This is a genomic window from Pseudomonas sp. CHM02, assembly GCF_000612585.1.
Classification (GTDB): Bacteria; Pseudomonadota; Gammaproteobacteria; order Pseudomonadales; family Pseudomonadaceae; genus Aquipseudomonas.
This window is the reverse complement of sequence record NZ_JFCA01000005.1, coordinates 37,440-48,121: the sequence shown is the minus strand read 5'-3', so window position 1 is coordinate 48,121 and position 10,682 is coordinate 37,440. Positions and strand designations below refer to the sequence as shown.

8 protein-coding genes and 1 pseudogene are annotated in these 10,682 nt (G+C 59.0%); 5 read left to right on the top strand and 4 right to left on the bottom strand.

What is annotated here, in order from left to right:
- Positions 1–160 precede the first annotated feature (160 nt).
- Entirely contained in the window at positions 161–1,588 is a 1,428-nt protein-coding gene (gene sbcB / locus BM70_RS0103865; RefSeq protein ID WP_025854780.1) for an exodeoxyribonuclease I, read from the top strand.
- Between the two features lie 91 nt (positions 1,589–1,679).
- Here the strand turns inward: sbcB and mvaT are convergent, their stop codons facing one another.
- Complete coding sequence (mvaT, locus tag BM70_RS0103860; RefSeq protein WP_005790963.1) at positions 1,680–2,054, bottom strand: histone-like nucleoid-structuring protein MvaT; 375 nt, start codon at positions 2,052–2,054, stop codon at positions 1,680–1,682.
- A gap of 350 nt (positions 2,055–2,404) precedes the next feature.
- Here mvaT and purU point away from each other — a divergent pair, with 350 nt between their 5' ends.
- Entirely contained in the window at positions 2,405–3,253 is an 849-nt protein-coding gene (gene purU / locus BM70_RS0103855) for a formyltetrahydrofolate deformylase (protein ID WP_015885632.1), read from the top strand.
- Between the two features lie 86 nt (positions 3,254–3,339).
- On the top strand, positions 3,340–3,510 hold the full coding sequence (locus BM70_RS33285) for a hypothetical protein (protein WP_177326527.1): 171 nt from the start codon (positions 3,340–3,342) through the stop codon (positions 3,508–3,510).
- 13 nt (positions 3,511–3,523) lie between these two features.
- On the opposite strand, the gene BM70_RS33875 is transcribed toward BM70_RS33285, so the two are convergent.
- Both BM70_RS33875 and BM70_RS33870 read right to left on the bottom strand, forming a co-directional pair.
- A complete protein-coding gene (locus BM70_RS33875) occupies positions 3,524–4,288 on the bottom strand; it encodes a methyl-accepting chemotaxis protein (RefSeq protein WP_371262107.1) in 765 nt (254 codons plus the stop codon).
- A 93-nt stretch (positions 4,289–4,381) separates the two neighbouring features.
- Positions 4,382–5,413: pseudogene (locus tag BM70_RS33870) on the bottom strand (cache domain-containing protein); the annotation flags it as partial.
- Between the two features lie 204 nt (positions 5,414–5,617).
- On the opposite strand from BM70_RS33870, the gene BM70_RS0103840 reads away from it, so the two are divergent.
- Positions 5,618–7,096, top strand: coding sequence for a helicase HerA-like domain-containing protein (locus tag BM70_RS0103840; RefSeq protein ID WP_025854778.1), 1,479 nt, complete (start codon positions 5,618–5,620; stop codon positions 7,094–7,096).
- 4 nt (positions 7,097–7,100) lie between these two features.
- On the opposite strand, the gene BM70_RS0103835 is transcribed toward BM70_RS0103840, so the two are convergent.
- Positions 7,101–7,556, bottom strand: coding sequence for a DUF721 domain-containing protein (locus BM70_RS0103835; RefSeq protein ID WP_025854777.1), 456 nt, complete (start codon positions 7,554–7,556; stop codon positions 7,101–7,103).
- A gap of 305 nt (positions 7,557–7,861) precedes the next feature.
- On the opposite strand from BM70_RS0103835, the gene secA reads away from it, so the two are divergent.
- Positions 7,862–10,597: a preprotein translocase subunit SecA gene (gene secA / locus BM70_RS0103830; RefSeq protein ID WP_025854776.1), complete on the top strand. Its 2,736-nt coding sequence runs from the start codon at positions 7,862–7,864 to the stop codon at positions 10,595–10,597.
- Positions 10,598–10,682: the final 85 nt, after the last annotated feature.

Here is a 10,682-nt window from a genome sequence, read left to right as displayed (position 1 = left end):
CTTGGCAGTGCAGAGTGGCTGGGAGACACGGATGCTAGCAGTGTCGGCGCTGGAAGCAACTACTCAAGGTTTTACTGGATATTTGTACAGTTCATTTGGTGCTGGTCGCGGATGCGGTTCAGCGCCTAGACTTTGTCGATCTTCAGTACAGGAATAGCCCGTGACCTCCATTTTCTGGTACGACTATGAAACCACCGGCATCAACCCGCGTAACGATCGCCCACTGCAGGTAGCCGGAATTCGCACGGACCTCGAACTCAATGAGATCGGCGCACCGGTCAATCTTTATTGCCAGCCCAGCGACGATATCCTGCCTCACCCCGCCGCCTGCGCAATTACCGGGATCACCCCCGCGACACTCGCGGAAAAAGGCCTGGCCGAGGCCGACTTCATGACCCGGGTGCACGCCGAGCTGGCCGCTCCGGGCACGTGTGGCGCCGGCTACAACACCCTGCGCTTTGACGATGAAATGACGCGCTACAGCCTGTACCGCAACTTCTTCGATCCTTACGCGCGGGAATGGCAGGGCGGTAACAGCCGCTGGGATTTGATCGACGTGGTGCGTACCGCCTACGCCTTGCGCCCCGAAGGCATTGAATGGCCGCAGCAGGACGGGCGCGTCACGCTCAAGCTGGAGCGCCTGACCGAAGCCAACGGTATCGATCATGGCCAGGCGCACGATGCGTTATCTGACGTGCGCGCCACGATTGCGTTGGCCCGACGGGTTCGTGAGAAACAACCCAAGCTCTATGAATGGCTGTTTCAGCTACGCAGCAAACAACGGGTGATGGACCAGGTGCGCTTGCTGCAACCGATGGTGCATATCTCCGGGCGTTTTTCCGCCGAGCGTCATTACCTGGGGGTTGTGCTGCCGCTGGCGTGGCACCCGCGCAATCGCAATGCCTTGATCGTCTGCGATCTCGGGCTCGATCCGCAAGGGCTGCTGGATCTGGACGCGGAGGCCTTGCGCCAACGCCTTTACACCCGCCGTGACGATCTGGCCGAGGGCGAACTGCCGGTACCGCTCAAATTGGTGCATATCAATCGGTGCCCCGTGGTTGCTCCCTTGAATGTGCTGCGGGCAGAAGACCGTGAACGTCTGCACTTGGACATGACTATTTATCAGGAGCGGGCGCTGCGGCTAACTGACGCACAGGAACTTTGGCGCGATAAGTTAGCGGCCATTTACGCCGAAGAAGATTTCGCGGCGAATGCCGACCCGGAGCAACAGCTGTATGACGGTTTTATCGGAGACCGTGATCGACGTTTATGCGAACAAGTCCGGGCGGCCGAGCCTGCGCAATTAGCGCGCCAGCAGTGGCCTTTTGATGATCAGCGCTTGCCTGAATTATTGTTTCGCTACCGCGCACGTAACTTCCCCGACACCTTGAACAGCGATGAGCAACAACGCTGGAAACTTTTTTGTCAGCAACGTTTGTCGAACCCGGAATGGGGCGCGCCGAATACCCTTGAGGCATTTAACCAGGCCTGGCAGGAGTGTGCGGTTAGTGCGACGCCGTTTCAGCGTGGGGTGCTGGAGCAATGGCAGGAATATGCGCACTCACTGGCCGCACGGATGAATCTGTAGTCGCTTTTCACAGCATTAGACAGGCAATAAAAAACGCCAGCAGGCTGGCGTTTTTCAATGTGTCGCGTATCAGGCGCAAGCCCGGCGAGGCTTAGCCCAGCAGGGTAGCCCAGCCTTCAACCACGTCACCGCCCCACTTGGCTTTCCACTCTTTCAGCGTTTTGTGGTTGCCACCTTTGGTTTCAATCACTTCGCCGTTGTGCGGGTTTTTGTATTGCTTGACCTTGCGAGCACGCTTGGTGCCGGTAGTTTTCACGGCGCCGCGTGGTGCTTTAACTTTCGACTCTGGATCCAGCAGCGCGATGATGTCACGCAGGGATTTGGAGTATTCACCCATCAGGGTGCGCAATTTGCCTTCGAATTCCAGCTCGGTTTGCAGTTTGTCGTCTTGGGACAGGTTCTTCAAACGGGCTTGCAGCTCTTTGATAGCTTCTTCGGTGGCACGGTATTCGTTGATCAGAGACATGTGGACTACCTTATGTAGAGCGCTGATTGACAGGGATAGTGGCCCAATAATAGTCAGGCGGTTTCCCCAAGTAAACATTTAAGGTCGCATTTATGTGAATTACTTTGAATGTTTGTAGTATTGCTATGCATTCGAGTTAATTACTAGGGCGTAGACCTAAAGATAATCTCCTTGAAATGCGTGGAACAGCCACGGGGTGACGCAGTAGATTCATATAAAGGTGGTAAAACCATAGGCTATTAAGGGGCAAGGCTGCGGCCGGCGATCAGAATAAGCGTTAACGAATACTGCAGTTTTCCTGCGCAATCGCTAGAATGGCGGCCTTTGCGAAGTTCTGGAGTTTCCCCCTAATGCGCACTTTTCGGCTGGTGATTGCTTGCCCGGACCGGGTTGGCATCGTTGCCAAAGTCAGTAACTTTCTGGCTTCCCACAACGGTTGGATCACCGAGGCAAGTCATCACTCGGACAATCTCAGCGGTTGGTTCTTCATGCGTCATGAGATCCGTGCCGATACGCTGCCCTTCGGCCTCGAGGCCTTCCGCGAGGCCTTTGCGCCGATCGCCGAAGAGTTTTCGATGACCTGGCACATCACCGACACCGAGCAGAAAAAACGCGTGGTGTTGATGGCCAGCCGCGAATCCCACTGCCTGGCCGATTTGCTGCACCGCTGGCACAGTGATGAGCTGGACTGCGAGATCGCGTGCGTGATTTCCAACCACGACGACCTGCGCAGCATGGTCGAGTGGCATGGCATCCCGTATTACCACGTGCCGGTCAACCCGCAGGACAAGGAGCCGGCGTTCGCCGAGGTCTCCCGTCTGGTCAAGCAGCACGAAGCCGACGTCGTGGTGCTGGCGCGCTACATGCAGATCCTGCCCCCGGAACTGTGCCGCGAATACGCCGGCAAGGTGATCAACATTCACCACAGCTTCCTGCCTTCGTTCGTGGGTGCCAAGCCTTATCACCAGGCTTCCCTGCGTGGCGTGAAGTTGATCGGCGCCACTTGCCACTACGTCACCGAAGAGCTGGACGCCGGCCCGATCATCGAGCAGGACGTGGTGCGTGTCAGCCACAGCGACAGCATTGAAGACATGGTGCGTTTCGGTCGTGACGTCGAGAAGATGGTGCTGGCCCGTGGCCTGCGTTATCACCTGGAGGACCGCGTGCTGGTGCACGGCAACAAGACGGTCGTATTCTGACCGACAGGTTGTGATTGAAGAATGAAGGGCCTGGGCGTTAAATCGTTCCAGGCCCTTTTTCTTTGCGTGTCGATGAGGATTGAGCGATGAGTGATCCGCTGGACAAAGCCACTTCCAAAGCCCCGGCGACACTGGGGGAGGGGTGCCTGAGTCGATTTGATCCGGATGACCTGGACAGCGAGGACGGCACCGATTTTCCCGGTGCCGCCGAGTTGTGGGAGCGTGAGCAGGGCAACGCCGAGCCCGAGGGCCAGTAATCGCCTGCCGGGTTCAGATCCGGAAACTGCCCACCAGTTGTTTCAATCGCGCGGCTTGCTGCTCCAGGTCGGAGCAGGCGCGTAGGGTGGAGTGCAGGTTTTCCACGCCTTCCTGATTAAGGGTATTGATCTCGGTGATGTCCATGTTGATCGACTCCACCACAGAGGTTTGTTCTTCCGTGGCGGTGGCGACTGACTGGTTCATGCCATCGATCTCGCCGATGCGCTGGGTCACGCTGTTCAGGCGTTCACCGGCCAGGTTGGCGATGTCCACGCTGTCGAGGCTGTGACGCTGGCTTTCACTCATGGTGCTCACCGACTCCCGGGCGCCGACTTGCAGCTCCTCGATCATCTTCTGCACTTGTTGCGCCGATTCCTGAGTGCGATGCGCCAGGTTGCGCACTTCATCCGCGACCACTGCAAAACCGCGCCCGGCTTCCCCGGCACGGGCCGCTTCAATGGCGGCGTTGAGTGCCAGCAGGTTGGTTTGCTGGGAAATGCTGGTGATCACCTCGAGAATCTGGCCGATATTCACCGTCTTGCTATTGAGCGCCTCGATATTGCTGCTGGAAGCACTGATCATCGCGGACAGTTGGTTCATCGCCTTGATGTTGCGCTCCACCACTTGCTGGCCGTCTTCAGCCAACTGCCGAGCGTCGCTGGCCTGATGGGAGGCTTGCGCGGCATTGCGCGCGATTTCCTGGGCCGCGGCCCCCAGTTCATTGATGGCGGCGGCGACGCTGTTGGTACGGTTGGCCTGCTCGTCGGAGTTGACCATTGACGAGTTGGACGCACTCACCACTCGCAGGGCTACCTCATTGACCTGCTCGGTGGCAGAGGACACTTCGCGGATCGACGTATGAATACGCTCCACGAACCGGTTGAAGGCGTTACCCAACGTGCCGAATTCATCGTGATTCTGGATCGTCAGGCGGCGGGTCAGGTCGCCCTCGCCATCGGCGATGTCTTGCATGGCGCGGGTCATCACGTGCAGCGGTTGCAACAGGATGCGGATCAGCATGCCGAGCAGGGCGATGATGATGACCACGGCAATGAGCGTGGCAATGACCGCCGAGGTGCGGAATTCGCTGAGCATGGCGAAGGATTTGTCTTTATCTACTGCAATACCGAGGTACCAGTTCACCGAGGGCAGGCCCTTGATCGGCGTAAAGGTCACGATAGTGTCCTTGCCGTTGGCCTCTGTTTCGCTGAAGTCTGCACTGATCTTCGGCGTATTTTTCGGGTACACGTCGGCCAGGGTCTTCATCACCAGGTTCTTGTCCGGGTGCACCAATACTTTGCCATCGGCACTGACCAGGAACGCATAGCCCATGCCGCCGAAGTTCAACGCGCCGATGTTGTCCACCAGGGTTTGCAGGCTCAGGTCGCCACCGACCACGCCGATGCTCTGGGTGCCCTGGGTACTGGGAGTGGCAACGGAAATGATCAGCTTGCCGGTGGCCGCATCGATATAGGGTTCGGTCAAGGTTGAGCCGTTGCTGCTCTGGGCGCCCTTGTACCAGGGCCGTACACGCGGGTCGAAGCCCTCTGGCATCTTGGTGTCAGGGCGGATGGTAAAGGCGCCCTTGCTGTCGCCGACGTAGGTGGCCATGAATGAAGAGGTCAGGGCTTTCTGTTCCAGCAGGCCGGCAACCACGGAAGGCTCGGGGTTGATGGCAATGTTTTGCGCGGCGTTTTCCACCAGGGCAATGCGGCCGGTGAGCCAGGTTTGAATGTTGCTGGCGGTGACATCCCCCATTTCATGCAGGTAGTTGTTGAGATCGTCGCGAATGGCGTTGCGTTGCAGGTAGTCGTTATAGAGGGTGAACAACGCAAAAGCGGCGATGACGATAAGGGAGGCTGCAAGCAGGATTTTGTGGCTGAAGCGCAGATTTTTGTTCATGGCTTGTAGGGTCCGCTAAGGTCTTAATATCCGAAGCGCGTCCTTATGGGATGCGCAAAATGGCAGCGTCAAAAAAGGTGTGATACTTCTTGTGATAGCTCTGTGGGTCCCTGTAGGAACTATCTGACCTATTTTTGGACTTTGTGGGTCTCACATAAGCCTGTATCGACCTGGCGACACTAAAGATTAACCATGGGTGACGAAATGCCTGATTCCTCGCAACTGCTTATCGGCGCCGACCTGTCCGGCCAGCCTATTGCCCAGGCCATGCGCCTGGCCAACCGTCACGGTTTGATCGCCGGCGCCACCGGCACGGGCAAGACCGTCACATTGCAACGCCTGGCGGAAGCCTTCAGTGATGCCGGCGTGGCAGTGTTTGCCGCAGACATCAAGGGTGACCTGTGCGGTCTGGGGGCCGCGGCGAATCCACAGGGCAAGGTTGCCGAGCGTATCGCCGGCATGCCCTTCCTCAATTACACGGCCAAGGCTTACCCGGTCACGCTGTGGGATATCCACGGGCAGTCCGGTCATCCATTGCGCACCACCATCAGCGAAATGGGCCCATTGCTGCTCGGCAGCCTGCTGGAACTCACCGACAGCCAGCAGTCGGCTCTTTATGCGGCCTTCAAGGTGGCGGATCGCGAAGGCCTGTTGCTGCTGGATCTCAAGGATCTCAAGGCGCTCCTCAACCACCTGCGTTATCACCCGCAATTGCTGGGCGAAGACGCGGCGCTGATGACCACCGGTTCCAGCCAGGCGCTGCTGCGTCGCCTGGCAGTGCTGGAACAGCAGGGCGCCGAAGCCTTGTTTGGTGAGCCGGCCCTGCAGTTGGAAGACATCTTGCAGCCCACCGGCGACGGACGCGGGCGCATCCACTTGCTGGACGCCAGCCGTCTGGTGCACGAGGCGCCGAAGGTGTACGCAACGTTCCTGCTCTGGTTGTTGGCGGAATTGTTCGAGCAACTGCCCGAGCGTGGTGACGCCGACAAACCGCTGCTGGCGCTGTTTTTTGATGAAGCGCATTTGCTCTTCGCCGACACGCCCAAGGCGCTGCAAGAGCGTCTTGAACAGGTGGTGCGCCTGATTCGCTCCAAAGGCGTTGGTGTGTATTTTGTCACCCAATCCCCGGGCGACCTGCCGGACAGCGTGCTGGCCCAACTTGGCCTGCGCATCCAGCATGGCTTGCGGGCGTTCACGACCAAGGAACAGAAATCCCTGCGCGCCGTGGCGGACGGTTTCCGGCCAAACCCGGCATTTGATGCCTTGTCGGTGTTGACCGAGTTGGGCACGGGTGAGGCTCTGGTCGGCACACTGCAGGAAAAGGGCACGCCGGAAGTCGTCCAGCGCGTATTGGTCGCCCCACCGCAATCGCGGATCGGGCCGCTCAGCGACGCTGAACGCACGGCGCTGGTGGCCAGTTCACCGTTGCAGGGGCGTTACGACAAGCCGATCGACCGGGAATCCGCTTATGAAGTGCTGATGTCACGCAAGGAACTGGGGCCGACCGAGGAAGCCAAGCCTGCCAGCGAAGAGCCGAGTTTCACCGACAAGGCCGGGGCTTTCCTGGGCACCGCTGCGGGCAAGGCGCTGAAGTCTGCGATGCAGCAAGCCGCCAATCAGATGGGGCGGCAACTGGTGCGTGGCTTGTTGGGGTCGCTGTTGGGCGGTAGCAAGCGCAAATAGCAGGTCAGGGCTTGGGCTTGGCGTGGGCTGCCAGCCTTTCGAGCGCCGCGCGCAAGCCTGGGTTAGTGATCCCGTCGGCCGTTGCCTGAATGGTTTCGGCCGCATTTGCCGACAGATCATGGGCATGCACCGCCACCTCAGGCAGGGTGGTGGGCGGTTGGACCTTGAACTGGATGCGCGTCAGGCCGGCGAACTGATCAAAGGCCATTAGTTGACGCTGCAGGCGCTTTTGCTGGTAGCGTAAACGCGTTGCCCAGTGACCATCCGTGACAATCAGCAGCAGGTGACCTTCACGCCAGGACGCCACGCGGCAGTGTTCGCGTGCGGCCGGCTGCAGCTGGCTTTCGAGCAGGCGTTGCAGATGTTCCAAGCGTTGCGCATGGCCAAAGATGGCTTTCAGCGGCTTGGCATCGCGAAGCAACACGCTGGGAGCGCGGGCTGTCGGGGGGCGAAATGCCATTATTGGACACCTTAAGTAACAGAGCGGCCATCTTAGCAGAAAGCGCCTGCAGGCCCCGACACCATGCAGCCATGGGGTTTTCTGCGTGAAATCAATTGGTAACTTCTACGCTCCATGGGTTGAAGTTCCAGCAAAAGCCCTTATTTTAAACAAGCCCTCTCACAGCACCATGCCAGCATCGGGGAACAACGCCACTTTCCTCACCCACGAATCCGGGTAGAATGCGCGTTCGCATGCGGCCGTGAGGGCTGCTCGGGCCACTGACGGTGCGCCCTCCATCCCTATGTGTGGAAGAACCTGCCGATATGTTTGCGCCTTTGTTAAAGAAACTTTTTGGAAGCAAGAATGAGCGCGAAGTCAAACGCATGCTCAAGACGGTGCAGCTGGTCAATGCCTTCGAAGAGCAGATGGTTGCCCTTTCGGACGAGCAATTGCGCGCCAAGACCCAAGAGTTCAAGGCCCGCATAGCCAAAGGTGAAACCCTCGACAAGCTGCTTCCCGAAGCCTTTGCGGTCGCCCGTGAAGCCGGTAAGCGTGTCATGGGCATGCGCCACTTCGACGTGCAGTTGATCGGTGGCATGACCTTGCATGAAGGCATGATTGCCGAAATGCGCACCGGTGAAGGCAAGACCCTGGTGGCAACCCTGGGCGTTTACCTCAACGCGCTGTCCGGCAAGGGCGTGCACGTTGTGACGGTGAACGACTACCTGGCTCGCCGGGACGCCAACTGGATGCGCCCGCTGTATGAATTCCTCGGCCTGACCGTCGGCGTCGTGACGCCGTTCCAGCCGCCGGAAGAGAAGCGCGCCGCCTACGCTGCCGACATCACCTACGGCACCAACAACGAATTCGGTTTCGACTACCTGCGCGACAACATGGCGTTCAGCATGGAAGAAAAATTCCAGCGCGAACTCAACTTTGCCGTGATCGACGAAGTCGACTCCATCCTGATCGACGAAGCCCGTACCCCGCTGATCATCTCCGGCCAGGCCGAAGACAGCTCGCGCCTGTACACCGAGATCAACAAGTTGATCCCGCGCCTGGAGCAGCACATCGAGGAAGTGGAAGGCGTTGTGACCAAAGAAGGTCACTTCAGCATCGACGAGAAGACCCGCCAGGTCGAACTCAACGAAGCCGGCCACCAGTTCGTCGAAGAGATGCTGACCCAGATCGGCGAGCTGGCCGAGGGTGAAAGCCTGTACTCGGCGCACAACCTGGGCCTGTTGACCCACGTGTATGCCGGCCTGCGCGCCCACAAGCTGTTCCATCGCAACGTTGAATACATCGTGCAGGACGGCCAGGTCGTGCTGGTCGACGAGCACACCGGTCGTACCATGCCGGGTCGCCGTCTGTCCGAAGGCCTGCACCAGGCCATCGAAGCCAAGGAACACCTCAACATCCAGGCTGAAAGCCAGACGTTGGCTTCCACCACCTTCCAGAACTACTTCCGTCTGTACAACAAGCTGTCCGGCATGACCGGTACGGCCGACACCGAAGCGTTCGAGTTCCACCAGATCTACAACCTGGCCGTGATGGTCATTCCGCCGAACAAGCCGTTGGCGCGTAAAGACTTCAACGACTTGGTGTTCCTGACGGCCGAAGAGAAATACGCGGCCATCATCAACGACATCAAGGACGGCATGGCCCAGGGTCGTCCGATCCTGGTGGGTACCGCCACCATCGAGACTTCCGAGCACGTGTCCAACCTGCTCAACAAGGAAGGCATCGAGCACAAGGTCCTCAACGCCAAGTTCCACGAAAAAGAAGCCGAGATCATCGCCCAGGCCGGTCGCCCAGGCGCGCTGACCATCGCCACCAACATGGCCGGTCGTGGTACCGACATCCTGTTGGGCGGCAACTGGGAAGTGGAAGTGGCTTCCCTGGACAACCCGACGCCAGAGCAGATCGCCCAGATCAAGGCCGATTGGCAGAAACGCCACCAGGCCGTGCTGGAATCCGGTGGCTTGCAGGTGATCGCCTCCGAGCGTCACGAATCGCGCCGTATCGACAACCAACTGCGTGGTCGTGCCGGCCGTCAGGGTGACGCCGGCTCCAGCCGCTTCTACCTGTCCCTGGAAGACAGCCTCATGCGCATTTTCGCCTCTGATCGGGTGAAGAACTTCATGAAGGCCCTGGGCATGCAGTCCGGTGAAGCGATCGAGCACCGCATGGTGACCAACGCCATCGAGAAAGCCCAGCGCAAGGTGGAAGGCCGCAACTTCGATATTCGTAAGCAACTGCTCGAGTTCGATGACGTCAACAACGAACAGCGTAAAGTGATCTATCACATGCGTAACACGTTGCTGGCCGCCGACAACATTGGCGAGACCATCGCTGACTTCCGTCAGGACGTGCTCAACGCCACCGTCAGCGCACACATCCCGCCACAATCCCTGCCGGAGCAGTGGGATGTGGCCGGCCTGGAAGCCGCGTTGAAAAGCGATTTCGGTGTCGACTTGCCGGTTCAGCAATGGCTGGACGAAGACGATCACCTGTACGAAGAGACCCTGCGCGAAAAACTGATGGCCGAACTGCTGGCCGCGTACAACGAGAAAGAAGAGCAGGCGAGTGCCGAGGCACTGCGCACGTTCGAGAAGCAGATCGTTCTGCGCGTGCTGGACGACCTGTGGAAAGATCACCTGTCGACCATGGATCATCTGCGTCACGGTATCCACCTGCGTGGCTACGCCCAGAAGAACCCGAAGCAGGAGTACAAGCGCGAGTCGTTCACGCTGTTCTCCGAGCTGCTGGATTCGATCAAGCGCGACTCTATTCGCGTGCTGTCCCACGTTCAGGTGCGTCGCGAAGACCCGATCGAGGAAGAAGCTCGCCTGCGTCAGGAAGCCGAGGCACTGGCTGCGCGCATGCAGTTCCAGCACGACGAAGCGCCAGGCCTGGAAGCCCCTGAGGTATTGGGCGAAGAGGCCGATGTGGCCCTGGCTCAAACCCCGGTGCGCAACGATCAGAAGCTGGGCCGTAACGAACTGTGCTGGTGCGGTTCGGGCAAGAAGTTCAAACACTGCCACGGCGAAATCAACTAAGATTTTTGCCTGACGCTGCAACACCCTGCGCCGCGACCGGCCTCTGCCGTCGCGGCGTTTTGCCATTAATTTCACCGTCGATCAC

Excerpts from the sequence above, each read along its gene's own strand:
- mvaT (WP_005790963.1), bottom strand. The coding sequence starts at position 2,054 with ATGTCTCTGATCAACGAATACCGTGCCACCGAAGAAGCTATCAAAGAG.
- purU (WP_015885632.1), top strand. The coding sequence starts at position 2,405 with ATGCGCACTTTTCGGCTGGTGATTGCTTGCCCGGACCGGGTTGGCATC.
- BM70_RS33285 (WP_177326527.1), top strand. The coding sequence starts at position 3,340 with ATGAGTGATCCGCTGGACAAAGCCACTTCCAAAGCCCCGGCGACACTG.
- BM70_RS33875 (WP_371262107.1), bottom strand. The coding sequence starts at position 4,288 with ATGGTCAACTCCGACGAGCAGGCCAACCGTACCAACAGCGTCGCCGCC.
- BM70_RS0103840 (WP_025854778.1), top strand. The coding sequence starts at position 5,618 with ATGCCTGATTCCTCGCAACTGCTTATCGGCGCCGACCTGTCCGGCCAG.
- BM70_RS0103835 (WP_025854777.1), bottom strand. The coding sequence starts at position 7,556 with ATGGCATTTCGCCCCCCGACAGCCCGCGCTCCCAGCGTGTTGCTTCGC.
- secA (WP_025854776.1), top strand. The coding sequence starts at position 7,862 with ATGTTTGCGCCTTTGTTAAAGAAACTTTTTGGAAGCAAGAATGAGCGC.